This window comes from Neobacillus sp. PS3-40 (genome assembly GCF_030915485.1).
Lineage (GTDB): Bacteria > Bacillota > Bacilli > Bacillales > Cytobacillaceae > JAUZPL01.
This window is the reverse complement of record NZ_CP133266.1, coordinates 147529-173722: the sequence shown is the minus strand read 5'-3', so window position 1 is coordinate 173722 and position 26194 is coordinate 147529. Positions and strand designations below refer to the sequence as shown.

At 36.3% G+C, this 26194-nt stretch carries 28 protein-coding genes and 1 riboswitch; of the genes, 9 read left to right on the top strand and 19 right to left on the bottom strand.

Translation table 11 applies throughout. The annotated features are described in order from the left end of the window. Positions 1-199: 199 nt before the first annotated feature. From RCG20_RS00845 to RCG20_RS00830, 4 genes are all read right to left on the bottom strand, one after another. Positions 200-613, bottom strand: a complete 414-nt coding sequence (locus RCG20_RS00845; RefSeq protein WP_308182356.1) for a CoA-binding protein — start codon at positions 611-613, stop codon at positions 200-202. Between the two features lie 69 nt (positions 614-682). After that, positions 683-1513 carry a sensor histidine kinase gene (locus RCG20_RS00840; protein WP_308182355.1) on the bottom strand — a complete coding sequence of 277 codons (831 nt, stop codon included), beginning with the start codon at positions 1511-1513 and terminating at the stop codon, positions 683-685. Between the two features lie 44 nt (positions 1514-1557). Then, complete coding sequence (locus RCG20_RS00835) at positions 1558-2496, bottom strand: diguanylate cyclase domain-containing protein (RefSeq protein WP_308182354.1); 939 nt, start codon at positions 2494-2496, stop codon at positions 1558-1560. Positions 2497-2780: 284 nt separating this feature from the next. After that, entirely contained in the window at positions 2781-4517 is a 1737-nt protein-coding gene (locus RCG20_RS00830) for a glycosyl hydrolase family 18 protein (RefSeq protein ID WP_308182353.1), read from the bottom strand. Between the two features lie 169 nt (positions 4518-4686). Here RCG20_RS00830 and plsY point away from each other — a divergent pair, with 169 nt between their 5' ends. The 3 genes from plsY (at position 4687) to RCG20_RS00815 (ending at position 7042) form a co-directional block, all read left to right on the top strand. Beyond that, positions 4687-5286, top strand: a complete 600-nt coding sequence (plsY, locus tag RCG20_RS00825) for a glycerol-3-phosphate 1-O-acyltransferase PlsY (RefSeq protein WP_308182351.1) — start codon at positions 4687-4689, stop codon at positions 5284-5286. Positions 5287-5620: 334 nt separating this feature from the next. After that, positions 5621-6754 carry an ATP-binding protein gene (locus tag RCG20_RS00820; protein ID WP_308182350.1) on the top strand — a complete coding sequence of 378 codons (1134 nt, stop codon included), beginning with the start codon at positions 5621-5623 and terminating at the stop codon, positions 6752-6754. Positions 6755-6850: 96 nt separating this feature from the next. After that, on the top strand, positions 6851-7042 hold the full coding sequence (locus tag RCG20_RS00815; protein ID WP_308182349.1) for a hypothetical protein: 192 nt from the start codon (positions 6851-6853) through the stop codon (positions 7040-7042). A 78-nt stretch (positions 7043-7120) separates the two neighbouring features. Here the strand turns inward: RCG20_RS00815 and RCG20_RS00810 are convergent, their stop codons facing one another. Beyond that, the gene (locus RCG20_RS00810; RefSeq protein ID WP_308182348.1) at positions 7121-7264 is read right to left on the bottom strand and encodes a hypothetical protein; all 144 of its coding nucleotides are present in this window, start codon (positions 7262-7264) and stop codon (positions 7121-7123) included. Between the two features lie 232 nt (positions 7265-7496). Here RCG20_RS00810 and RCG20_RS00805 point away from each other — a divergent pair, with 232 nt between their 5' ends. Continuing rightward, complete coding sequence (locus tag RCG20_RS00805; protein ID WP_308182347.1) at positions 7497-7790, top strand: HesB/YadR/YfhF family protein; 294 nt, start codon at positions 7497-7499, stop codon at positions 7788-7790. Positions 7791-7858: 68 nt separating this feature from the next. Here the strand turns inward: RCG20_RS00805 and RCG20_RS00800 are convergent, their stop codons facing one another. The 8 genes from RCG20_RS00800 to acnA all read right to left on the bottom strand — a co-directional run bounded on the left by RCG20_RS00800 (position 7859) and on the right by acnA (position 15707). Next, positions 7859-8149: a hypothetical protein gene (locus RCG20_RS00800; RefSeq protein ID WP_308182346.1), complete on the bottom strand. Its 291-nt coding sequence runs from the start codon at positions 8147-8149 to the stop codon at positions 7859-7861. A gap of 19 nt (positions 8150-8168) precedes the next feature. After that, positions 8169-8597 carry an acyl-CoA thioesterase gene (locus RCG20_RS00795; protein WP_308182345.1) on the bottom strand — a complete coding sequence of 143 codons (429 nt, stop codon included), beginning with the start codon at positions 8595-8597 and terminating at the stop codon, positions 8169-8171. 13 nt (positions 8598-8610) lie between these two features. After that, complete coding sequence (locus RCG20_RS00790) at positions 8611-10938, bottom strand: AAA family ATPase (protein ID WP_308182344.1); 2328 nt, start codon at positions 10936-10938, stop codon at positions 8611-8613. A 145-nt stretch (positions 10939-11083) separates the two neighbouring features. Next, a complete protein-coding gene (tlp, locus tag RCG20_RS00785; RefSeq protein WP_308182343.1) occupies positions 11084-11317 on the bottom strand; it encodes a small acid-soluble spore protein Tlp in 234 nt (77 codons plus the stop codon). 225 nt (positions 11318-11542) lie between these two features. Then, on the bottom strand, positions 11543-11686 hold the full coding sequence (locus tag RCG20_RS00780; protein ID WP_308182342.1) for an acid-soluble spore protein N: 144 nt from the start codon (positions 11684-11686) through the stop codon (positions 11543-11545). A gap of 67 nt (positions 11687-11753) precedes the next feature. Beyond that, a complete protein-coding gene (locus RCG20_RS00775; RefSeq protein WP_308182341.1) occupies positions 11754-11885 on the bottom strand; it encodes an FbpB family small basic protein in 132 nt (43 codons plus the stop codon). 308 nt (positions 11886-12193) lie between these two features. Next, positions 12194-12736 carry a peroxiredoxin family protein gene (locus tag RCG20_RS00770; RefSeq protein ID WP_308182340.1) on the bottom strand — a complete coding sequence of 181 codons (543 nt, stop codon included), beginning with the start codon at positions 12734-12736 and terminating at the stop codon, positions 12194-12196. A gap of 265 nt (positions 12737-13001) precedes the next feature. After that, positions 13002-15707, bottom strand: coding sequence for an aconitate hydratase AcnA (gene acnA, locus RCG20_RS00765; protein ID WP_308182339.1), 2706 nt, complete (start codon positions 15705-15707; stop codon positions 13002-13004). 319 nt (positions 15708-16026) lie between these two features. Between acnA and sspO the strand changes: the two genes are divergently transcribed. Then, complete coding sequence (gene sspO / locus RCG20_RS00760; RefSeq protein ID WP_308182338.1) at positions 16027-16179, top strand: small acid-soluble spore protein SspO; 153 nt, start codon at positions 16027-16029, stop codon at positions 16177-16179. Positions 16180-16380: 201 nt separating this feature from the next. Here the strand turns inward: sspO and RCG20_RS00755 are convergent, their stop codons facing one another. After that, complete coding sequence (locus tag RCG20_RS00755; RefSeq protein ID WP_308182337.1) at positions 16381-16641, bottom strand: hypothetical protein; 261 nt, start codon at positions 16639-16641, stop codon at positions 16381-16383. Between the two features lie 114 nt (positions 16642-16755). Here RCG20_RS00755 and RCG20_RS00750 point away from each other — a divergent pair, with 114 nt between their 5' ends. Beyond that, positions 16756-16902, top strand: a complete 147-nt coding sequence (locus RCG20_RS00750) for a small acid-soluble spore protein P (RefSeq protein ID WP_308184259.1) — start codon at positions 16756-16758, stop codon at positions 16900-16902. Positions 16903-17043: 141 nt separating this feature from the next. Here RCG20_RS00750 and selA read toward each other — a convergent pair whose 3' ends face one another. Next, a complete protein-coding gene (gene selA / locus RCG20_RS00745) occupies positions 17044-18450 on the bottom strand; it encodes an L-seryl-tRNA(Sec) selenium transferase (protein ID WP_308182336.1) in 1407 nt (468 codons plus the stop codon). Between the two features lie 127 nt (positions 18451-18577). On the opposite strand from selA, the gene RCG20_RS00740 reads away from it, so the two are divergent. Next, positions 18578-18976 carry an Hsp20/alpha crystallin family protein gene (locus tag RCG20_RS00740; RefSeq protein ID WP_308182335.1) on the top strand — a complete coding sequence of 133 codons (399 nt, stop codon included), beginning with the start codon at positions 18578-18580 and terminating at the stop codon, positions 18974-18976. 194 nt (positions 18977-19170) lie between these two features. On the opposite strand, the gene RCG20_RS00735 is transcribed toward RCG20_RS00740, so the two are convergent. After that, complete coding sequence (locus tag RCG20_RS00735; RefSeq protein ID WP_374120498.1) at positions 19171-19410, bottom strand: Rdx family protein; 240 nt, start codon at positions 19408-19410, stop codon at positions 19171-19173. A 144-nt stretch (positions 19411-19554) separates the two neighbouring features. Here RCG20_RS00735 and selD point away from each other — a divergent pair, with 144 nt between their 5' ends. Further along, complete coding sequence (selD, locus tag RCG20_RS00730) at positions 19555-20607, top strand: selenide, water dikinase SelD (RefSeq protein WP_308182333.1); 1053 nt, start codon at positions 19555-19557, stop codon at positions 20605-20607. Between the two features lie 101 nt (positions 20608-20708). Here the strand turns inward: selD and RCG20_RS00725 are convergent, their stop codons facing one another. From RCG20_RS00725 to RCG20_RS00715, 3 genes are all read right to left on the bottom strand, one after another. Then, positions 20709-22196: an SLC13 family permease gene (locus tag RCG20_RS00725; RefSeq protein ID WP_308182332.1), complete on the bottom strand. Its 1488-nt coding sequence runs from the start codon at positions 22194-22196 to the stop codon at positions 20709-20711. A 628-nt stretch (positions 22197-22824) separates the two neighbouring features. Next, entirely contained in the window at positions 22825-23769 is a 945-nt protein-coding gene (locus RCG20_RS00720) for an L-threonine 3-dehydrogenase (protein WP_308182331.1), read from the bottom strand. Between the two features lie 33 nt (positions 23770-23802). Then, the gene (locus tag RCG20_RS00715; RefSeq protein ID WP_308182330.1) at positions 23803-24999 is read right to left on the bottom strand and encodes a glycine C-acetyltransferase; all 1197 of its coding nucleotides are present in this window, start codon (positions 24997-24999) and stop codon (positions 23803-23805) included. 475 nt (positions 25000-25474) lie between these two features. On the opposite strand from RCG20_RS00715, the gene RCG20_RS00710 reads away from it, so the two are divergent. Then, a complete protein-coding gene (locus RCG20_RS00710; protein WP_308182329.1) occupies positions 25475-25750 on the top strand; it encodes a hypothetical protein in 276 nt (91 codons plus the stop codon). A 156-nt stretch (positions 25751-25906) separates the two neighbouring features. Next, positions 25907-26007, top strand: a riboswitch (purine riboswitch). The last annotated feature ends 187 nt before the right edge of the window (positions 26008-26194 follow it).

Sequence of the window (26194 nt, the reverse complement as noted above, 5' to 3'; positions counted from 1 at the left end):
GAACAAATGTTCCTCGCCTTATTTTACCATAATTCTTGCGGGGTCTATGCTTTATTGTAGCGATTTATTTTAATTTGGCAAATGAATCATTCAAAATAAACACCAATTTGACAAAAAATGACCTATTATTTTTGTCAAAATAATCATCAATTCGATAAAAAAATGAGATCAATAAATGATCTCATTGGGTAGTGAATTTTTATTTGATTGCCGCGTGTTCGACTTTTATACAGCGATCCATGACAACAGTATAGCCTTTGTCTTTTAGAAAATGATAAGCTTCTTCATTCATAAGCCCTAGTTGAGCCCAAAATACATCAGCATCTACTTCATCAAACTCTTTAGCCACGTCAAGTAATTGTTCAGACCTGCGAAATACATTTACGATGTCCACGTGGCCCTCAATATCCTTTAATGTTGCAACTGCCTTAACGCCAAGTGCTTCATCAATTGTGGGGTTAACAGGGATAATCTCATACCCAGCATTTTGCATCACTTTTGAAACTTGGTAAGAGGTTCGTGCAGGGTTATCGCTTAAACCGACAACAGCAATTCTCTTAGCATTTTTTAAAATCGTTTTAATTTCGTCGTGATTTGGAATTTCAATTGCCATGTAACCACTCCTTTCCCTTTATTTTACCTTGTTTACAATTAAAAACATAATGATCTGTTCTAATTATTTTCACACAGAGATAGAGGGAGTGATGATTCCGCTGGCTGCTGATGGAATAAATAGGATGAATCTTGCCCCATCATCAGTATTTTCGACTTTAATAGATCCATCCATTTTCTCAAGGATCATTTTTGACATATAGAGACCAAGTCCGGTCCCGTGCGGCCTTGTTGTAAAATAGGGTTTGAATAGCTTAGGTACTAAATTAGCTTCAATCCCTCCAGCATTATCGGTAAATTCCACAGCGAAAAACGATTCTGTTTGACTAATTGTAATACTTACCTTTCGATTTTTAAGTCCGCGGTGAACGAATGCGTCTCTAGCATTTGTTAAAATATTTAAGACAACTTGACTAAACTCATTTTGGTAGCCATATGCCATTTGTTCGCCTCTATATTCAAATAAAACATGAATATCATAGGTTTTTAGGCTTAAAGAAAAAATGGAAAGAGCATTCCCGATCGATTCTCCAAGTGAAAAAACGTTTTTTTCTTTATTTGGCATATAAAACTTTTGAAAATCATTGATGGTTCTAGACATTTGTTTAATTTGAACCATACTCTCTGTCGTGAAAAGATCAATATAATGATTAGTAATCTCTCCAAATTCCAAGGCCTCACTTACATCCTGGATGAGTAGCGATAAATGATTCAGTGGTTGCCTCCATTGATGGCCAATGTTAGCAATCATTTCTCCCATCGCCGCAAGTCTTGATTGCTGAATTAACATATGTTCTTTCTGTTGGTTTTTTTCGAATTCCTTTTCATACTGCTTTTCTAATGCTTCATATTTTGCGGTTAAGATCTGATAGCGTTCTTCCCATACCTTTGCCTTTTTCATAGGTTCACTATCCTTTTAATCAACTTTACACTGCACCATTATTTTCAAAAAATGCTTACACAATTTTTTCCATTCTTTTTTGATTGGAATAGTGCGTGCTCTGCATCTAGTAAAAGATCTTTTTTCGATTTACCTTTCTCTGGAGAAAATTCTGAAATACCAATGCTACAAGTTAAATGCAGGGCATCTTGGAAATGAAAACATTCAATTAAGGACTTTATGGAATGGGCCAATTCTTTTGCATTTTTTAAATCTGTTTGAGGAGTTAGGAGAATAAAGGTATTTCCTTCCCATCGAGCCAGAATATCATACTCGCTAATCCGCTGTTGAAGTATGGTAGATATGGTAACTAATATTTTGTCACCATGCTCATAACCGAATTGCTCATTTATCTTTTTAAAATTATCTATATCTATTAAAATCACAGAAATTGACTGTTCATATTGTTTGCTTTTTTCCAATTCACTTGTCAAAAGTTTATCAAATGTCAACCGATTAAATATGCTAGTTAGTGGATCAATAATAGGAAATAGTTCATTCTTTCTTCTTTCATTTTCTAATTCCAAGTTTTGTTGTGTTAATTCTTTTTCAAGCTGAATATGATGAACCGATTTCTGAATAGCAAGTAAAAGTCTATCTAAATCTATTGGTTTCAGAATAAAATGATTAACATTATTTTCGATGGATTGAATGAAGATGTCATTATCATCATGTGCCGTTGTAATGATAATTTGTACATTGTCGTTTTGTTCACGAATCTTTCTAATCATTTCAAGTCCATTCATTTGATTTACTTTAAGATCAGTAATGATTAAATCCGGGCGATATGTTTGGTAAAGCTGATAGCCCTCATCTCCATCAGTAGCAACGATGATATTTCGAAACCTTCTGTTTAAAATTCGTAGGAGTTTTTCACGGCTGAACGGATCATCCTCAAGGTATAGTACCTTTATATTGTGGTATTGTCGGACATCCTTGGACATGTTCATCACTTCTTTCGTAGTTTCCATTTAAAAATATGTAAGAAAACTGACTTATCTTGTCGTTAATTCATTCAGTTTTTCCTTCTTTTTCTATTTAATCAAATTATATTGTGAATATCCTTCCCATTCAATTGACTTCTTAATGGTTTAAAAAATCTCCATATTTTTGTAATAATATTGACTCTATTTTTACTTTTTTTAGACAGAAATAGACCGGTTTTGCCGGTCTATTAGATAATAGCAGTAATAATCCTGTTTTTAGTGCGCAGTTTGCTTTTAATGCCTTACTTTTTTGTTATCGATTGCTCCTGATTAAGATTTAATGCTGCCCAAGCTGTTTGGTCACCAAAGGATCGTGACCAGCTCGCAATCCCTGCTAAATGGTAGTTGGTTGATAGCTCCGCCCTCTTTTTCAAAGAAACGTCATCTTCAATCCAAATTTTATAAGTAGCGTTCTCTTTTGCATCGTAATACTCAACATAATTTTGTCCACTTTCTGAGTCAAATGTTGGTTTCAATCCTTTTGAACTAATCCAAGCTTTAACTTTGTCCATTGATAGTGCTTTTGACGAAACATCTTTGGTGCCATCTGCATTCATTTGTTCTTTCCAGAGTCTCGAATATAATGGAACACCAAGGATCAATCGATTACTAGGAACCTCAGTTAATAGCTTTTGTAAATTATGTTCGACCCAAGGAAAACTTGCAACGCTTCCAGCAATAGGAGATGTTCCCCAGTGTTCATCATAGGCCATTACAATTAGATAATCAGCAATTTGCGCAAGCTTTTTTCTTTCGTAAAAGGAAGACCAATTGCTAGATTCTGCTGCAAATGTAACATCCATTGTGACCACTAAGCCAGCCTCATGCAAATAAGGGGTCGCTTCCCGCATAAATTGTGTGACTAAAGGCCCGTCTTCACTTTTAACATTTTCAATGTCAAAGTTAATCCCTTGAATTTGATACATTTGGCTATACTGAAGAAGCTCGGCGATCATTTTTTGTCTTGTTTGAAAATCTTTAAGCACCTCATGGGTAAGAGTTGGATCAAAACTATTAGAGAAAACTCCCCAAACATGATAGCCTTTTGATTTTGCCCATTTCGTATATTCTAAGGATGCTAAGTTCTTAATAGTTCCATCGTTGCCTGCAAGCGAAAACCATGTAGGAGAAACAACATTTACCCCTCCCAATCCTGGTATTTTTGATGAATCTGGGTTATGTGTATATACCGCTTCCCATGTTAACTGGACGGCTCCATTGAGTTTAGCTGTTTTTATAGGCAGACTTTGCCTAGGAATTTGAATGTTAACCTGCTCTTCGCTTCGAACAAAATCCTTCTTAACATATCCACTAACGCCATTTTTTGCTCTGACGAGGTAAAAATTATCTTTTATACTTTCAATCATGACCGGTTCATTGTTGACTATTTCCATAGTATATGGAGACTCCAATGTAGGTTGTGTCCGAAGTCGAAGCATTTCTTTGTTCACTTTTTTAGCAGTTATATGGCCATTCCTATATCTTTCCCCGTCCTTTTGAATCCAGATAGCCCCACTCTTTTCTAGTTTTTTATATTTGATAGGGTAATAGGATAGGAGCGGGTCAAGGGCCACAAACATTTGCCCACTAATGGATTTAAAAGGGGTTACTTTTAGTTTAACAGCATGTTTATTAACAAAATAAGTTAATGATTCTGTTGGCATCTGGATGACTTTATCCGAAGTGGTAATGATGATTGAATTTGACTTTTGATCGTAAACTATAGTATTGTCGAGCTTTTTTTGCATAAATGACAATGGAACGTAAAGTGTATTTTTTTCTATCAAAGCATTTCCAACTTGATGACCATCAAAAAGAATTGGATTTATGCCATGAAAATATCCTTTTTTTACGGTGGATGCAAAGGGATATACTAATAATAGGATCGATGACACGATTAAAAGAAAGGCTAGGATTACCCCTCCGATGAGCCGCGATCGTGAAACGGTGTTTTTCTTGTAGTACTCTATTCTTGTCATATTTCGCTCCTCCTCAACTTATCTTAAATGAAAAGGAATTTATATATCAAGATATCTATGTTACAAATAGATTATTTTCTTTTTACGAGGAGTCCCGCCCCCTTTTCTAGCTTAACAAATACATGGTACAATGGAGGTACTGGATCATTAATAGAAGGGAAATAGTTATATGACAGAAATCATCATGATCATGATCCTTGCATACTTGCTTGGTTCGATACCCTCTGGCTTAATCATAGGGAAGGTTTTTTATAAAACAGATATTCGAAAGCATGGCAGTGGTAATTTAGGTGGGACAAATACCTTTAGAACCCTAGGGGTAAAAGCAGGATTAGCTGTAACAACAGCTGATATATTAAAAGGAACGTTGGCTGCTTCATTGCCTGTTCTGTTTTCAGCAGATATTCATCCACTACTAATTGGGATTTTTGCGGTTATCGGACATATGTATCCCTTATTCGCTGGTTTTCGCGGTGGGAAAGCAGTTGCTACATCGGGTGGTGTTCTCTTGTTCTATACCCCGCTTATGTTTCTTATCGTCCTCTTGATCTTTTTTATGTGTTTGTACATAACAAAATATGTATCCCTTTCTTCCATGCTCGCTGGCGTTTCAGCAATTGTGTATGCGGTGGTTAAATGTATTTTTTATGAATGGGACACTCCGCTGATAATTGTCGTGATTGTATTGGTATCATTTGTTTTCTATCGGCACCGTTCCAATATCAAACGGATCTTCAATAAAACTGAACCTAAAATTAAATGGCTTTAAAGGAATTTTCATCTTCCTTTAAGGCTTTTTTTACGCTTTTCTAAAGGTTGGTCGGTCGCTATTACTTCTCTATAGTTCGAGGTAAAATACGTTCAAACAAAAAAATTGATTGCAAAAAAAAGATAAAAACAGAATTATTTAAAAACTACGCTGTAAATATTGCTATTTTTTGGCTATATTTGCTATAATAATAATTGTAATCATTATAATAATAAAATTATTATAAAAATATTGTCTAAATATAAAGAAATTTGTAGAATTTTTTCGATTTAATTGAATATACATAGAATGTAGCTTTTTTTTTGCTAACTATTTATGTAAAAGGATGGTATGAATGAATGTAAACGGTCTGGTTGTTAATAATGTACCCTTCCCATATTTTATCTTGGATAAAAATTTGAAAGTACTAAAAAGATCGGATCAAGCAAATCATATTTTTCAGCATTCAGATTCCTTTAGGGATTTAATTATTGAAGAATATATTCATCAGATAAATCGTTTCCTTCTTGAACCTTCCTCAACTAGTTTTATTGAAATACCTATGTATAGAAAAGGCAATCAAACACAATCTTTTCAAATATACAAGGCGATGGATGATTGTTCTAATTTCCATGTATACTGTATCCCTGTCGAAAATGAGATTGAGGCAATGGATAAATTGTTACATGAAATAGATAAAAAATTAATACATTTAAATCAGGATTTGGTAATTAAAAAGGACTATATGGAAAGGAGTCTTAAAAAAATAAAGGATGCATCCATTAGTATGGATTATTATAAAAACATTAATAAATTAGCTGCTGGTATAGCTCATGAAATTCGTAATCCATTAACAACGGTTAAAGGTTTTCTACAGCTATTAAAGCCTCATTTAGTGGAGATCGGAAAAGTCCAATATGCTGATGTGGCACTTGATGAAATAAATAGAGCAAATGAAATCATTTATGAATTCCTAAATGCAACAAAGCCGAAAAGGAATCCCTATTATGGAGTATCGGTTAATAAACTTGTAAGAGATATTGTTATGCTCTATGAAAGTGAAGCCATTTTAAGAGATATTCAGATTATCACTACTTTTTCTAAAACTGATACAGTGGTATCTATTGAATCAAATCATTTAAAGCAGATATTATCTAATTTGATTAAAAATGCAATCGAAGCAATTGACGATAACAACAGTTTGGAAAGGACTATTTATATTTCGACAATAATTGATTCTGATAATGCTTCTATTCACGTTGTGGACAGCGGTTGTGGGATGACAGATGAGACCATTAAGAATTTGTTTACTCCCTTCTTTACTACCAAAGAAAAAGGAACAGGGATTGGGTTAAATATGTGTAAAAAATTAATTGAAGACAATGGCGGCACCATTTCCCTTAAAAGTACAATTGGAAAAGGAACTACATTTACTATCAATTTTCCAGCTACTTCTTCCACTTATCAAAGTTTAAAGATTAATGCTTAATTGCTCGTGAAATTCACAAAACCTTCCCATTTAGTGCTGCATATTTACTGTAAAATAAGGAATATGGAGCCTGCTTTTTGAAGGGATGTTGGAGTTATGTGTAGTTCTAATGAAAAAACAAACGAAGCTTATTTTTTTACAACAACAGTATCTGATGAACTAAAAAAAGAAGACTTTATTGTCGAATTTTTCACCTATCCACCCAGTGCTGCATCTGATGATATGCCAATTAAAATAACGAAGAATTTTGATGAATTGCTTGATTTTATTGAACAACTTGATAAATAGCTTCACTAGACTACTTTTGTTAATGTCAAAATTAAAAAAAGCAGAACTTCCAAAATTAAATGGAAATCCTGCTTTTTTTTAAATTGCATCTAATTGAAATTTTCCGTTTCCAAGGGCATTTTTCACATAATCGAGTTTCTTATTGTCAAAGTAACACATTTCATTGGTATGAATGATTATCCCGACTTCATCAAACTCGAATAATTGATCGCCGGTCAGCATCCGCTCTTCCAGAGACAGATTTAACTTAGGCGGACCTCAACTAATTCCCATACTTAAACGAATATATAACTTCTCCTGCTCATATTGTTTATCTCTATTTATGACACTCAGCAATACCTTTTGAGCAATAGCTGTAATTTTAAACATTTAATTTATTCTTCCTTCCATTCGATTTTAACTTCATTCTCCGCTATAATAAACGGATTGGGCTTTTAGAAAGGAGTTTTTGAATATGAACATTCAAATTGATAACGAATCAGCAGCATGGTATAAAGAAGAACTCAATTTAAACAAGGGCGATTTCGTTCGCTTCTATGCCCGTTATGGAGGAGACAGTACCATTCAGAGCGGCTTTTCTCTTGGAATTTCAAAGGATGAACCCGTAGATATTGCGGTAAAAATAGACAAAGATGGTATTACTTACTTTATTGATGAAAAAGATGTATGGTATTTTGATGAGCATGATCTTCTCATCGAATTCAAGCCTGAATTCAATGAACCAGTTTTTCACTATAAAAAAAATTAAATGAATAAATGGGATGCACTCCTTGAATCAATTGTGGTTCATGGAGTGCATTTTATTAGAAACTACTTTTACCATATATACTCGTGTAAGCCTTCCATTTTTAAAATTTCGATTTGTTTTTCGCCCAACAAATCAAAATGTGAATATCCATTCTTCCGATGGTCAATCCATTCTTTTTTTAATCCATATTTCTGTCCCCATGCGGCTAGTTTTTCAAGATTTGCACAGCCAACCTTCGTTACCGTTTTACATCCTGGAAATCGGTCATCAAGCCAATAATGAGTTAAAAAGGCAATTTCACCATTGTCAATCTTTTGCTTCCACTCGATGAGATCCTTTTTTTTAATTCCAAATGCCAAAAAGGGTCACCTCTTCTTACTAAATATTTTCATTTATTTTTGCATCTTCATAGGCTTTATGCCATTCAGGATAAAGCTTTTTAAATGAAACAGGACGGAAATTTTCTTTTTTTACACAGACATGTTTGGAAAATCCAGATACGGCTAATTCTTCGTCCTCTGTGAAAATTTCATAACCATAAGTAACACGGAAACCATCGTATTCTTCTAACCATGTTTTAACAATGGCTTTTTCCCCGTACCTAACAGGTTTTTTATAGGATGCATGTATATCGATTACAGGTGATAGAATGCCATCTTTTTCGAGGTCTGCATAGCGAAAGCCAAGTTTTTCAATAAAAGCAGTTCTACCTAACTCCATCCAAACGAAGTAATTGGCATGGTAAACAACACCCATTTGATCAGTTTCTGCATAACGGACTTCAACTTCATTAGTGGCAACTATCATACTGCGTCTCCCCTTATATCTTACTTAAAGCTTTTTTAATATCCTCTACCTCAAGTAAATTGGCTTTTTCAAGTATTTGATCTTCCATTTCACCATCCATTAATCGCATGGCTTGAGCCTGGATCATTTCATCGACAAGATTGGTTGCGAAACGGCCATTCCCATTGAATGTTTGTTCTTTCAATGTTTCATAAAGCATATTTATAGCTGGCTCTGTAAGTTGATATTGGAAACTACCAGCATATGTTTTGATAATCGCAAGAAGCTCATTAACCTCATAATCAGGGAATTGGAAAAATTTCTTGAATCTTGAGCGAAGTCCTGGATTACTTTCAAGTAACCTGTCCATTTCATCCGGATAACCAGCAAGAACAACAACTAGATTTTCATTATGTTTGGTCATTTCATCAACAAGAGTATCAATCACTTCTTTTCCGAAATCGCTTCCGGTTTGACCGAGTAACGAATAAGCCTCATCAATAAATAAAACTCCACCAAGTGCTTCTCTAATTTTATTCTTCGTTTTCCCAGCTGTTTGCCCGACATAACCTGCGACAAAATCGGCCCTGCTTGAAACAATTAGATGGCCTCGCTTTAAGATTCCGCATTCCTGAAGCAATTCTGCATAAATTTTAGCAACAGTGGTTTTCCCTGTACCAGGATTTCCAGTAAAGACAGAATGAAGCTGGATCGGAACAGTGGGAAGCCCTTTATTTCTTCTGAATTGCTGCATTTTAACAAATGAAATAAGTGACTTCATTTCTTCCTTAAGTGTATCAAGACCAACTAAACGGTCTAGTCTATTAAATGGTGGGTCAGATTTGACTTTTTTCTCAGCCGAAAAATCCTCTTTATCTAAAAGGGTGTAATGCAAAATATCGTTATCTTGAGTATTTAGGTAGGAGCCTTTTTTGAAAATAGCTTCAAGCACAACATTACGGGCTGTTCTCGCATTTCCAAACGTCTCATCGACCCGCTCCTGCTCAAGACGATAATCAATTTCTAACTTAGCTTCTTCTGACAAGATATAATCATTTTCAGCTGCAACCTGTTCTGCAATTAAGATTAATTCATCATTTGAATAATCTTCTAGATGAATAAAATTAGATTGAGGGAAACGGCTGCGGAGTCCAGGGTTTGCACTTAGGAATGTTCGCATCTCTTCTGGGTATCCAGCTAGAATAACGGCAAACTTTCCGCCATACTCATGACTTGTCATCAGAGATACAAGCGTATCGATGGCTGCCTGTCCATAATCATTTCCTGATTGTCCCTCGCGCTTTAAGCTATATGCCTCATCAATAAATAAAACACCGCCTAGAGCGCGCTCAACAATAGCACGGACATTTTCTTCAGTCTGTCCGACAAAAGCTCCTACTAGTTGTGAACGGTCTGCTTCAATGACTTCTTCGCGAGGTAATACACCAAGTTCATGATAGATTTTTGCCAATAATCGAGCTAGTGTTGTTTTCCCTGTACCGGGATTACCTGTTAAAATCATATTCAAACCTAATTCATCCTTAGTTTGAAACCCACGTTCCTTGCGTTGTTTTTGGTATTTTAAAAATCTGTAAAAATCATTTACACGATTTTTAACGATTTTCATACCGATCATTTCATTTAATTGATCTAAAGCATTTTCGGATGACTCATCCTCCACTACTTCATCGTCGAGAAAGATTGTTTGCCATTCCTTCTGAATGTCTTCGATTTTTAGCAACTGTTGCTTTAGATCTTGAAAATATGTAGGGCTATAAAAAAGGCTCATGATGGATTCTTCAAATTCTTCAGCCGCTTTTAAAAGTGTAATTGACTCTTCAATAGCGCCAGTGAGAAGGCGAGAAAGATGTTCATATATCGTAAAAATATGCCGATCGTCCATCATAGAAGCAATCTTCATCTTGCCATTTATATCCTCTAAATGATCTTCTGCTTCATCAATAAAAGCTTGAAGAATTTCAATATATTGTTCAGCCATTTTTTTCTTGGCGGTATGATTATCTGTTTCCCTTATGGATGGAAATGTTAACGATCCTAAAATATCCTTTTTCTTTCTCCATTCATACTGGATTAAAAATTGAGATGCTTTTAGGTTTGAAGGATTTAATTCAAAAGCCTCTTCCATCCATCCCAGGGATAAGGAATCCAATTTATTTTGATGAATCCTTGATAGTGCAGCAATTGTAAGGAGGCTGGACTTTTGAATGGGATTATCATCTTTATGAAATAATTGCATGTAGCTAAAAAGCTGATTTTCATTTAAAATATATCCCTTTTCATCCAACTCTTTCTCCCATATAACTATTTGATCATCAAGGTTTTGTTGGTTATTGTTTTGCATTATTTTTATCACTTCTTTTTCTTAAATTTCCCCTTTATCTTATCACAAATAGAAAGAATTCACGAAGCACTAAGTCTTCGAGCATAAAGAAATCTGACTAGCCTATAAAAAGACCTGTTTCTTTCGAAACAGGTCCCTTCATTAATTATTGATTCTGTTCGCCACGTGCTTCATCTTTAACTTCTGAGCGCAGGGAATCTAAACTATCACGTCTGCGTTCATTTTTCGCTTTAATTTGTTGCCGCTGTTCTTCGCTATCAGTAAATTCAAGTGATTCTTCAGCAGCTTCCATATTTTCAATTGTGTTATGAATCATGCATTGAAGCTTTTCAACATTGTCACTGCGATCATCTGGTTTTGGTTTATTCGTGTATGCCATCCGTATATTCCTCCTTAAATTCTTAACTGGTACAAATATAGTTTGTTTCGGAGGAGAAAAAATATCACAGAAAAAAGTGGGTATTTCTTAATGAGAAAAGCGAGCAAAAAGTAACGGTTTTTGGTTATTTTAGGTTACTACTTATACTTGGCAATTCTTAAGAGGGCCAAATTCATTCTTATAACAGCAAAAAGACTCGCAAGTAGCGAGTCTCATCAACCATTTTTATTCACCTTTAGTTTGGATTACTTGAGGATGCTCTCCAGTTTTGTTCTGCATTTGTTTACCCTTATTTCCTCCGAAGCCGCGTGGCTGCATTCCAATGTGGTTGGGAGCAAAATGCTTGCTATCTTTTTTTGGATTACCCATATCATCATCCCTCCTCTTTACCATTTTGCCCAGAAAGAGCGGGAGAATGATTGGTAAACAATGAGAGTTATTCAGCTTTACCTAAACGTTTTTCCTCTAGGCGCTGTTCGATTTTCTCCATTGCAGACCGATCTTTCAAAAGTTGAGATTTATTTTCAGAAACGAGCTCCGCAAAAGAGCGTTTTCTTGGTTTTCTCATTCGTATCACCATCCTTAGTTTCATTCTAACAACTATTATGTCCGAAAACGGTTTCAATTATTACAAATTTTTGAAAATTTAGTTTAAAATTGTTATAAAAAGGCTGTTTTCGTATAGATTGTTGTTTTTCGTACCTAGTCTAAAAACCCGAAATAACAATAGTATCGTGCTCTTTTCTTAAAAACTGCCTACGGTTTTAATCGGTAAACTGGAATCCCATTCTAATTTAGTTTCAACTAGCAACAAAGTTTAAGAAAAAGCCTAGAAAAAAGACACCTACATTATCGAATGTCTTTTTCCAACAACAATTAGTTTATCTCATCTGTAAATTTTTTCATCATATCAAGCTTCATTGAACCAGTGTATTTGTTTTGAATGATCCCATTGCGATCAATAAAGTATGTGGTCGGAATAGAAAGAATTTGATACATCCCGTTAACGCTGTCATCTTCATCAAGAAGGATTGGGAAAGTAATACCATTTTTATCGGCAAATCCTTTGACATCCAATTGTGGGTCAATATTAACGGCAAGAATAACAACATCTTTATTCCCTTGTTTATAAAATTGCTCCATCTCAGGCATCTCCGCTTTACATGGCGGGCACCAGGTGGCCCAAAAGTTTAACATTACTTTTTTTCCTTTTAAGCTAGAAAGTTTTACTTTTTCACCAGATAGTGTTTTTAATTCGAAATCAGGAGCTTTTGCCCCAACTGTTAGTCCATCTGATTTTGTTGATCTTTGAGTCTCTGTTGTTTTCGTTTCGGGTGTAGCTTTTTTATCCATCGCATGAACGATCGCAACTGTTAATAAGGTTATTAATACGACCGAAGCAATTATTTTTTTGACCATGCCCGATCCTCCTTCAATCTCTTTAATAGTTAACACTATGCTAAACTGATTTTACACTATAAAGTTAGGTGAAACAAACCTTGTATTTGTCTAAATCATGCCGGAAATGTGACGAATTAGTAAATTCCCACAACAAAGATGATAAATATTGATTGAGGTATTACTGATATCAGTTAGAGAAACAGAGAACAATGAATTGAAAAATATAAATCACAAAAACACACCATGCCGAATGTTGGCATGGTGTGTTTTTTAAAGTGTAATATTAAGCTTTTAATTTTTCGCGAAGAACCATTTGAAGGATTCCTCCATGGCGATAGTAATCAATTTCTACTTCAGAATCAAAGCGAACAAGAACTTCAAATTCTTTCTTATTACCGGCTTCATCTGTTGCAGTAACTTTAACTAAATCACGTGGTTTAACATTTTCATCAACATTTACATCAATAGCTTCTTTACCTGTTAGTCCTAATGTTTCAGCATTTTCGCCATCTTTGAATTGTAGAGGAAGAACACCCATTAACACAAGGTTTGAACGATGGATACGCTCAAAGCTCTCAGCAAGAACCATTTTAATGCCTAAAAGGTTTGTACCTTTAGCAGCCCAGTCACGTGAAGAACCCATTCCATAATCTTTACCTGCAAGAATTGCAAGGCCAGTTCCATTTTCTTTGTACTTCATGCAAGCATCAAAGATAGAGGTAACTTCACCAGTAGGCCAGTACGTTGTTACGCCACCTTCTGTGCCTGGTGCGATTTGATTACGAATGCGAATATTTGCAAATGTCCCACGCATCATAACTTCGTGGTTACCACGACGAGATCCGTAAGAGTTAAAGTCGCGAATTTCCACGCCTTTTTCCATCAGATATTTTCCAGCCGGAGTATTTTTACCGATTGCTCCTGCAGGAGAGATATGGTCAGTTGTTACGGAATCCCCAAACTTACCAACTACACGTAGTCCTGTTAATGGTGCGACGATACCTGGTTCTGCTGATAAGCCTTCAAAGAATGGTGGATTTGCAATGTAAGTTGAATCCTCATCCCATGTATATAATGGCTCGTTGCTTGTTTGAATCTCGTTCCAGCGTTCGTTATCGTTAAATACATTTTCGTATTCTTTACGGAATAATTCAGGTGTTACCGTCCGTTTTACGACGTCATTTATTTCTGCAGTAGATGGCCATAAATCTTTAAAGAATACATCATTGCCATTCTTATCTTTACCGATTGCTTCAGTAGCAAAATCAATATTTACTGTTCCAGCAAGGGCGTATGTTACAACTAATGGTGGTGATGCTAAATAGTTAGCTTTTACAAGTGGGTGAATACGTCCTTCAAAGTTACGGTTACCAGAAAGAACAGAAGTAACCAAAAGATCGTTTTCAACGATTGTTTTTTCAATTTCTTCTTTTAATGGACCTGAATTACCGATACATGTTGTACAGCCATAACCAACAAGGTAGAAGCCAACTTGCTCAAGATATGGAAGCAATCCAGAATCGCGCAGGTACCCTGTTACTACTTTGGATCCAGGTGCTAAAGAGGTTTTTACAAATTTAGGGACCTCCATACCAAGTTCAGCTGCTTTCTTAGCAACAAGTCCTGCAGCAACAAGAACATAAGGATTAGAAGTATTCGTACAACTTGTAATGGATGCAATTGCAATAGCACCCGTTTTGATGACTGTTTGGTCACCATTTTCAAAGGATACAGTTCCTTCTTTATCAAGTTCCTCTTTGGTTAAGCCGAAGCCTTGATTTCCTACTGGAGCAGAAATCGCTTCAGTAAATGTTTGTTTCATTTTTGATAGCGGAATCAAATCCTGCGGACGTTTTGGACCTGAAAGATTTGGTTCAATTATGGAAAGATCAATTTCGACCACATTTGTATAAACAGGCTCAAGCTCTGGATCAAAGAACAAGCCATTTTCTTTGCAATATTGTTCCACGACTTTGATATGTTCCTCCGGACGGCCTGTCAAGCGTAAATAGGAAAGAGCTTCAGAATCAACTGGGAAGAATCCACATGTTGCACCATATTCAGGAGCCATGTTTCCAATTGTTGCACGATCAGCAAGTGGAAGTGAAGGTACACCAGGACCGAAAAACTCAACGAATTTACCTACAACCCCATTGCTGCGAAGAACCTGTGTTACTTTAAGTGCTAAGTCTGTTGCGGTAGCACCTTCAGGAAGTTCGCCAACTAATTTAACTCCAACTACTTCTGGAACAGGGAAATAGGATGGTTGACCAAGCATGCCTGCTTCAGCTTCAATACCGCCAACGCCCCATCCTAAAACTCCAAGTCCATTAATCATTGTTGTATGAGAGTCAGTACCAACAAGTGTATCTGGGTATACTTCGTTTTCACCATCAGTATCGGCAACATGTACGACATCAGCCAAAAACTCGAGGTTTACTTGGTGCACGATTCCTGTAGCAGGTGGTACGGCACGGTAATTATTGAATGCCTTTTGTGCCCAGTTTAAAAATTGGTAACGTTCTGCATTACGTTTAAATTCATAATCCATGTTTACAGTAAGTGAATCAGCAGTACCATACTTATCTACTTGTACTGAGTGGTCAATAACAAGATCAACTGTTTTTTCAGGATTGATTTTGTCAGGGTCGCCGCCTAAATCAGCCATTGCTTTTCGTAAAGATGCAAGGTCAACGACAGCAGGTACACCCGTGAAGTCTTGTAGAATAACACGTGATGGTTTGAATGGAACATCGATTTCCTTAAGTTCACTAGTGCCCCATTTTGCTAAATTCTCAACATGTTCTTTTGTGATAACTCGGCCATCCATTTGACGAAGGACTGACTCAAGCAAAACTTTTATAGAATATGGTAAGTTAGAAACATTACCAATTCCTGCTTCTTCTAATGCGTTTAAACGGTAGTAATGATAGCGTTTACCATCTAAATCAAATGAAGTTCTTGCATTAAAAACATCGTTTTTTACCATTAGTAATACCCCTTCCAAAACGAAAATAATTAATTTTGTCGAAAAGTTTGAATTCTCCCATCGAACATACTTTTCTCACAATTCCAATTTTAAACTAACCTTCCATATAAGTAAATAACAAGAAAGTTATTGCTATTGATAAGTTTTACTTATCAAGATTGATATTTTGGATAAGATTTTTCATAAAAATAACCTATAGTATCCTTTTTTAGATATTTTTATCTAATGCTTTTTTTCTTTTTTTATTATGGCAAAAAAATTTTCTCCCATCATTTTTTTCCTTAATAAAGGAAAGATTAACTAGCAGGAGGTGAATTAAATGGCAAAGAAAAAGTCAAATCATGTTATCCCTGGAATGAATGCCGCAAAGGGACAAGGTCAAGGTGCAGGTTATAATGAAGAAATGGGAACAGAACCATCACTGACCGTGAAAGAAAAAATGAACAATAAAAAACGGAAGAAGAATCAATGATAAAGAAAACTCGCCGATTGGCAAGCCCCTAAGGGCGATGACAGAGGCTTAGTTGCCCGTATGCGCTAGCAGAATTTATGGATATAAATTCTGATTAGCTAAAGAAAACTCGCCGATTGGCAAGCCCCTAAGGGCGATGGCAGAGGCTTAGTTGCCCGTATGCGCTAGAAAGGCAGGGATTCTAACCCCTGCCTTTTATTCCTAATGAAAATCATTTACTTCATTAACCATTTTTTGCAAATCTTGTTGAAAGATCTCAAGTTGTTCTTTTTGATGAGCGGAAGCTACTTCAAGCGCATTTTCAATTTGCTGATAGGCCTCATTTACTTCTTCCTTTAAGTGTTTTAATTGATAGCCATATGATCCGCTATCTTGAACAATTTCATGATAAAGCTCTTGAGCATCTTCAACACCTTGCTGGGCAGCTTGGAACGCTTGCTGTTTGTTTTTATGGTATGGCATACTTTTCACTCCTCTATATATAAACCGAATACCGTTAAATTGTGCAAAACACTTAAAAATATGCAGAATAAAAAATACGGCAAATCGCATCCTAAAACTTAGGAGGGATGATACCTGATGAATAAAAATGATAGCAAAGATATGCGTAGAAATGCGCCAAAAGGAAATCAATCTGGACAGCCACAGCCATTAAGCGGTTCACATAAAGTGAAAAATAGGCAGCACACACGGGCGAAACATAACTCGTCACATGATATGTAAAGAAAACTCGCCGATTGGCAAGCCCCTGAGGGCGATGATTTGATGTAGTTGCCCTTATGCGCTAGCAGAATTTATGGAAATAAATTCTGCTTAACTAAGAAATAAAAAGCCCCCTTCTTTTGTAAGAGGGGGTTTTTGTAGTTAAATTTGAATCAAGGCTTCTATTAGTGGGCCTTCTTCCTCGATCGAAACTGTTCTTAAATCAATTAATAACTTGTCCTTTTGAATTCTGGCAATAATTGCTGGCTTTGCTTCGGTCCTTAGTTTTCGAGCTATTTGTTCTGCTGTGAGTGAAGAATGTTTTAAGGCTATTATTTTTGTTGGCAGTTCAACCTCTGGCATAGTTCCTCCACCAACCTGACTTGTGCCAGCAATCAATTCCGTTTCAAAGTTACTTGTTTGTTCAAGAAGTTTGCTAATAAATTGGGTCGAACGAACTTCAATTATTTCAATAGACTGCAATAAATCACGAATGGTTGGTATGCTTTGAAGTCCATTATCTCCACGTGCATAATCAAGTAATGTTCCCTCAAGAGCTGCAAGAGTCATCTTATCAACGCGAACAACTCGTGCTAATTGATGCTTTTTGAGGCGATCAATTATGTCCTTTTTTCCAGCAATAATTCCTGCTTGTGGTCCTCCGAGTAGCTTATCCCCGCTAAACGTTACAAGATCTGCACCCATTTCAAGAACTTCTCTGACGACAGGCTCTTCACCAATTCCATGTTTGTGAAAATCAAACAGTGCCCCACTGCCTAAATCTTCGTAGAAAATAAGATCTTTATGCCTTTTTGTGAAGTTGATTAGTTCAGCAGATTCAATTGATTTTGTAAAGCCGATCACTTTAAAATTACTTGTATGCACCTTCATTATAATCGCTGTTTCAGGAGTGAGAGCTCGTTCATAATCGTAAAGATGTGTTTTGTTGGTTGTGCCTACTTCTATAAGCTTAGCCCCGCTCTCTTCCATAATGGAGGAAATACGGAAAGAACCACCAATTTCAACCAATTGCCCGCGTGATACGATCACTTCTTTATTTATAGCCAACGCCCTTAAGACTAAATAAACAGCTGCTGCATTATTATTGACGATCATTGCTGCCTCAGCACCTGTTAACTCTTTTATCAGAGATTCCACATGACTATGCCTTGAGCCACGCTCGCCCTCTTCTAGGTTATACTCTAAATTTGAATAATTTTGAGCAGTTTCCAGTACATGCGAAACAGCTTGTTTGCTTAATCGAGCTCGTCCTAAATTTGTATGTAAAATAGTGCCGGTAGCATTAATTACTCTTTTCAGTGTATATGAAAATTGTTTCGTTATGTTTTTTTCAAGTGTCTCAAAGATATCGTTAATAAATTGGTTTGTTCCAGGAACTCCTCCCTCCCAATTATTGTTTAAAATCAACCCTCTTATTTGGTCAATAACCTCTTTTAATTGGTTCGTTAATGGAGTTATTTCAATGTTTTTCTCATTTGAAATCCTCAAAAACCGATCATGATTTTGAAGTTCATGGATAGCTGGGATGGAACGAAGGCATTCTTTCACTGTTAATACTCCTTTATACTTAACGTCATGTTCTGCTGTCTAATTGTTTTCTATATGGGGCAATTATATCATTTTTCACATTTTAATGCTGATTGAATAAGATGAAACTGCAAGGGGGAATGTTAAATTGTTTAATGAGGAAGATGGACAGTCAATAGATCTTGATCAAATGGAAAAGTGGCTTGAAAACTATTTCTTAGATCCATTGACTTCGCATTTTGACCAGACCCAATTTCGTATTGATCTATATGAAACTGATGAAAATTGGATTGTTGAGGCCCTACTAAGCGATTATACGTCTTGTGATATAAAGGTTTTTGCTGAGAATAAAACACTGATTATTTCTGCTGTGAAATTGCCTCAATTATCAAATCAGGATCTGCAAAAACGTGTCCGAATTATCAAGTTTCCTTTCTTGGTTATCGATCAAAAAATAACCGCAACATTTCAGAATGGGATTTTAGAGATTTTTATTTCAAAAAAAGAAAAGGTAGTAAGGAAAAATAGGTTTATAACTCTACCTTGAATTGCTGCTTTTTTTTTTTGCATATGAAGTTTACATAATAATATTATGTGTTTATTGATTATTTTATCCGATACGTAACTTACGTCTTGATAGAACAGATCCCCACTCTTCAGATACCTATCTATAGTAGGAAATCATATTTTATCTTGGATAGTAAAAAATCCCCATGTCATATCAACATGAGAATCCCCTATTTATAATGATTCAATTTGCTTAATGATCTCTTCTGTGTCAGGAAAGACTCCTGTTTCATCTTTTGAGTAGATTTTTTCACCATTGACGGATACCTCAAAAACACCACCAGAGCTTGGAATCAACTCCATTTTTTCAATATCTCTGTTAAAATGGTTGAACATTTCTTCTGCGAAACTCGCAGCTTTTGGCGCGTAATTTCATTGCATGCAGAACTCAAGGATAATGTGAAATTTTTTCATGAATAGTCCTCCTTCATGTTTAATTAACACTACATGGAACGTAAAAATATTGTATTATACAGCTTAGTCTTCCGCAAATGAAATGCCTCTATAAGTGCGATTCTAGTTCGAAAGAGTTATACTAATGATTGGAGGTGGACACGCATGAGTGAACATGAAAAAATTCGCCTAACCTCTTTTTCTACAAAGGCTGGTTGAGGCTGTAAAATTGGTCCTGAGGACCTGGCGCAAGTTTTGCGTCGCTTACCAAAACAAGACCCTGTCCCGGAATTACTAGTTGGGCATGAAACATCTGATGATGCTGGAGTTTATCAAATAACTGATTCCATTGCTTTAATCCAAACTGTTGATTATTTTACTCCTATTGTTGATGATCCATATATGTTTGGTCAAATTGCTGCTGCTAATGCATTAAGTGATGTTTATGCGATGGGTGGAGAACCGAAGACAGTAATGAATATTGTGGGTTACCCTATTAAAAAATTGGGACCAGATGCACTTTCGGATATCCTTCGAGGTGCTGCTGATAAAGTTAAAGAAGCGGGTGCCCTGACTGTCGGCGGCCATTCTATTGACGATCAAGAACCAAAATTCGGTCTATCTGTAACCGGCATCGTTCATCCTGAGAAAGTGTGGAGAAATGTTGGTTCTGTACCTGGAGATGTTCTTGTCTTAACAAAACCCATTGGTGTTGGCATTCTTACTACTGGGATAAAAAGAGGTGCTGTTACAGCTGAACAAGAACGGATAGTAACAGAAACAATGGCGATGCTAAACAAAACAGCTGCGCAGTCATTGACAAACTATCATCCTCACGCAGTTACTGATGTGACAGGATTTGGTCTTTTAGGGCATAGCAGTGAAATGGCTCGTGGAAGTCAAGTTAGCTTTGAATTGTCACTAAAGCATGTTCCAACACTTGATGGTGTATTTCAATTAGCAAAAGATGGTGTAGTTCCAGGTGGGTCTAAATCCAATCACAAGTGGTTGTCTGATGATGTTCATTATGAGGATATTTTACCAGAAGAACAGATCGTCCTTTGTGATGCAATTACGTCAGGTGGATTACTTGTATCACTTAGTGAGGAAGAAGCTATCACTTATGTTGAAGATCTTCATTCAGTAGGGTTACTAAGTGCTTCCATCATTGGTCGCGTGACCGAAAAACAAGATAAATTAATTACTGTAAAAAGATAACAGCGAAGCATATTGCTTCGCTGTTTTTTTGCTAATCAACGCATAAGGGAAACTACGCATCTGCCATCGCCCTAAGGGGCACGCCAATCAGCGAGTTTTCTTTATGGTAGTAATTCTATCCATTTCCAATATGTAAGCGAAAATAAAATGAAAAGTGCATACCCAATCACTGTTAAGATAACCCCAATTTTAATAAAATCTTTTGTTTCAAATGTTCCCGTTCCATATGCAAGCATATTCTGAGGTGCATTGACCGGCAGGATAAATCCGAAACCAATTGCAAATTGGGTAATTAGCACAATTCCCATTCCATGTATGGTTCCTGGGTTATCCATTCCTTGAACAAACGCAATGACAACCGGAATTAAGGTGGATGCTAGGCTTGTAGCGCTCGCAAACCCTATATGAATTAAAATGGCAAAAGCCGTTAGAATAGCGACAATTGTGAAGATTGATAAGCTGTTTAACCCAAATTTATTGAAGAAAATTTTTGCTAGCCACGTTGCCCCGTTTGTTTTTAATAAAACAGTTCCTAACGAAATTCCAGCGGCAAATAAGATAATGGTTCCCCAAGGAATTAGTTTTTCTACCTTTGACCACGTTAAAACACCAACCCCTGGCGCGAGCATTAATGCTACCACTAAGAGGACAATAGTTGTACTGTCAAAGGGATGTAGGCTATCTTCAGTCGCCCATAAAATAAGTGCCCCAAAGGCAATGATTAGTAAGCGGATTTGCGATCCTGACATCCGTCCCAATTCTGTTAATTGGTTCTTTACGACATCCTTACCTGTGGAGATGGCCTTCGTTTCGGGTCGCATTACTAGCATTAACACAAAATAGAGTACGATCGACATGATGAGTGACCACGGTGCAGCTGCTAAAAACCATTTGAGCCAAGAAATATGATAGGGAAAGGCTTTTTCGATAAAATTAAGGCCCACCATGTTCTGCGGAGTTGCAGTCTTAATCCCAATACTCCATATTGTGGCCGTGTTCGCGGTTGCCAAAATCAATAATGCAGATAAACGGCTTTCTTTTTGTAAACCAAATGCGGAAACCATCCCCAAAATAATTGGAATCATTGCTCCTACACGTGCTGTGGGGCTAGGAATAAATAAGGCTAACAATATTCCAACTATGATCACTCCGAATAAAATCCCTTTAATCGTTGAGCCTACTTTTGAAAGAACTAATAGGGCAATTCGTTTGTCTAAACCTGTTTCCTGCATTGCAGCTGATAAAAAAAGAGCCCCAGCAACTAGTGCGACTGCCGCACTGCTGAATCCTGATAAAGACCATTCAAGTGCTGTTTTCGTCCCAATTAATCCACCGGCTCCATGTAATGGCGGGCTTAGTCCAATTAGAAATGTTAATAACGCAATAATAAAAGCAGCACTAACTGGATATGTAACCGCTTCTGTCACCCATAGCATTATAGCAAATGCTAATACTGCAAGTGCCCTCTGACCAGCAACAGGTAATCCTGCAAAAGGAGGCAACACTAAGATGATAAGTAAAATAAGAAAGGAAAGAACAAGTGCATTCCATTTCATTTTCTTGGGTTTGGACTTCTCTTCTTTTTTCATGCCTATTCCTCCCAAAATCAATAGCTTGTCTATATAGTTTAGTGTTATTGAGTGGAAAAAATGTTGCCAGTTTTGAAGGAAAATGATTTCTTTATGACAATTACAATGAAAATTAAGACTGAGTCAAGATTATTGATAGATTTTTGCTAGTTCTAGTCAGATCCTGCGGCGTAAAGTTCCTGTTTTATTTCTCCGCGGCTTACCCGCGAAGTTTGGGAGTTTACCCGCGCGAATTAGAGCTTTACCCGCGAGTTTTTCAGTTTACCCGCGGAAAAGTGTGTTTTACCCGCGAACTGTGTTGGATCCCATGAATGTATCAATAAAACTGCCAGTCCTGGGATTGGCATGGTAACTTTTCATTTGAATTAACCAACATTTAGGTAAATATTACCATTTGAAGCTGTTCTTGCAGCATCGAAAATAAGCTCCTTCTCCGTTACCCGCGAAGTTTCGGAGTTTACTCGCGCGAATTAGAGCTTTACCCACGAGTTTTTCAGTTTACCCGCGGAAAATTGCGTTTTACCCGCGAACTGCGTTGGATCCCATGAATGTATCAAAAAATTGCCAGTCTCCAATGGCTCCTATCCAATAAAAAAAATCCCGTAATTCACACGGGATTTTTCAAGTACTATAATTTCTGACGAAGTTTTTCGATCATATCTTTGGTCATTTTCGCTAAATCATATTCAGCTTTGAAGCCCCATTCTTGTTTTGCTGCTGTTGCATCAATGAAATTTGGCCAGCTGTCGGCAATTTTTTGACGGACAGGATCTACATCATATGATAGGACAAAACCAGGGATTTGCTTAGCAATTTCAGCAGCAATTTCCTCAGGAGCAAAACTCATCGCTGTTACATTGAACGCATTTCGATGAGTTAGTTTTGCAGAGTCTGCCTCCATTAAATCAATAATGGCATTTAATGCATCAGGCATATACATCATATCCATGTAGGTTCCTTTATCAATATAAGAAGTATATTTTCCATTTTTTACTGCTTCATAGTAGATTTCAACAGCATAGTCTGTCGTTCCGCCGCCTGGTTTGGCAACATAGGAAATCAAACCAGGGAAGCGCACTCCCCTTGTATCAACACCAAATTTTTCATGATAATAATCAGATAGGAGCTCTCCAGCTACTTTATTAACGCCGTACATTGTAGTTGGGCGCATAATTGTATCTTGTGGTGTGTTATCCTTTGGTGTAGTTGGACCAAATGCACCGATCGAGCTAGGTGTGAAAAATTGGGCGTTAAGCTCTCTCGCTGTTTCAAGGGCATTCATCATTCCGCCCATATTTAAATTCCAAGCAAATACAGGTTTTGCTTCTGCTGTAGCAGATAATAGAGCAGCAAGATGCATAACAGTATCAACTTTATATTTTTTTGCTACTTCGATCATGTTGTTTAAATCAGTAACATCAACAACTTCAAATGGTCCATTTTCAGCTGCTTCACTGTTGTTCTTTTTAAGATCAGTTGCGATAACATTATCTGTACCATATATGTCACGAAGCTTCATGGTTAATTCAGAACCGATTTGTCCTAGTGCTCCGGTAATTAATATGCGTTTCATTTGTTTCTCCACCCTTTACTTTCAATTTCCACTCTATTTGTTTATAATACCCATTTCCTTACCAACTTTTTCGTAAATTGAAATAGCTTGATCAAGCATCTCTTTTGTATGTGCTGCAGTTGGCATATTGCGAACACGTCCGGTTCCCTGAGGCACTGTTGGGAACACAATTGCTTTCGCATAAACGCCTTCTTCATATAAACGTTTAGAAAATTGTTGTGCAAGTTTTTCTTCTCCAATGATGCAAGGGGTAATCGGAGTTTCACTGTTGCCAATATTAAAGCCTAATGCTTTCAATCCTTTTTTCAGGTAGTTTCCATTTTCCCATAGACGTTCATTAAGCTCAGTGCTTTCCATTAAAATTTCAATGGCCTTTTTGCTTGCGGCAACATCTGCAGGTGTTAAGGAAGTAGAGAATAAGAATGGGCGGCTCCGTACTTTTAGCCAATCAATTAAATTCTTTTTCCCTGCAACATATCCACCGACAACACCAATTGCCTTTGAAAGAGTCCCAATTTGGAAATCGATTTTGTCTGAAAGACCAAAATGATTTACAGTTCCATGACCTTTTCCAAGAACACCTGATCCATGGGCATCATCGACATATGTAATAAGGTCAAATTCTTCAGCTATTTTTACAATTTCAGGTAAGAGAGCGATATCTCCATCCATCGAGAAAACACCATCGGTTATTACCATAACTTTATTATATTGACCAGATTCTGTTGCTTCCTTGGCCTTTGCTCGCAAGTCTTCCATATCAGAGTGGTTAACTCGAATGATTTTTGCTTTTGATAAACGGCAACCATCGATAATAGAGGCATGGTTTAATTCATCAGATAATATAGCATCATTTTTATCCATAACTGCTGAAATAGCTGCCATATTACAATTAAAACCTGATTGATAGGCAATAGCTGCCTCAGTATGTTTAAATTCAGCTAATTTTTCTTCTAATTCAATATGAAGTTTGAGAGTTCCATTGATTGTACGGACAGCACCTGCTCCAACCCCAAATTTTTCAAGAGCATCTGTAGCTGCTTTTTTTAACCTTTCATCTGTAGCCAATCCCAAGTAGTTATTGGAAGATAAGTTGATTAACTCTTTCCCGTTAATGGTGATTACTGGACCATTTGGACTTTCTAATGGATCTATTACATTATATAAGCCTTTGCTTTTTAAATCTTCTAGGTTTTCATTCAAAAATTGTTCTAACATTTTACTGGACATTTTTTGGATCCCCCTTGTATAATGAATTTCATTTTATCAGTGAAGCTAAAAAACATTTGTCCTTGTGTGATGGACAACGTTTGATTATCAGACACAATAATCGAGTATTTCACCTTTATTTTATCATATTTCTTTCAAATTGTTCATATCCCAAGGACAAGAATTTGAAAAAATTTATTCTATAGTAAAATAACTATACTCGATAAGTATATTCCTTTCTAAATTGTAGACTAGCTAATATTGAAAAAATAAATTAGTCTATAATAGTAACTATGAAAAGTGGATTTTGAGCCTTTAGTGTCTGGAACAAGACATTATTCAAAGTTTATTGATATAATTTCTTAGCTAAGCAGAATTTATATCCATAAATTCTGCTGGCGTATAAGGGCAACTACACTTCTGTCATCGACGCCAATCAGCGAGTTTTCTTTATAACTAAAAAAGTCTAATATGCACTGAAGAAAGGATGTCCATTTTGTCTATTTTATATTCCTTGTTTTATTCTCTGGCAATTGGTTGCCTGTTTGTATACCTATTTATCTACACTTACGATTTTTTTTATGGCGAAAAGCATGAAAAACAATTGAAAAAAATTTATAAGTATTTTCGAAGTGAAACCATCACGAAAGTTGATATTCTCGAACATGATCCCAAGAAGTTTACAATATACCAAGTTGTTACCGATACTGGTAAGAAAAAGATCAAAATTAAACCAGGCTATAAAATTATCAAATTAGTCGCAAAGAAATAGGAAAAGCGAGAGCACATTGAGTACTTCAGCTGGATAATTCTAAAGGTTTGCGAGGGAATCTGGCAAAACACGAACTATTTTTAAGAAATAAAAATTAATATTCGTTTTTGTAGAAAAAATGATTGTAATATTTTGTAGAAATGATATAATCAGTCTAAATTAAATATTCGTTTCACTCATATAATCGCGGGGATTGGCCTGCAAGTTTCTACCGGAATGCCGTAAACATTCTGACTATGAGTGGGTAGTGGGAATAATGACGTTTCTTTTTTAACGTCTAATTTTCCTAACCTTTCGGCTAGAACCCAAAGGTCATTGACTCACTCATTTTTGATGTGAACAATGACTTTTGGGTTTTTTATTTTAGCTAAGCAGAATTTATATCCATAAATTCTGCTAGCGCATAAGGGCAACTACGCCTCTGTCATCGCCCTTAGGGGCTCG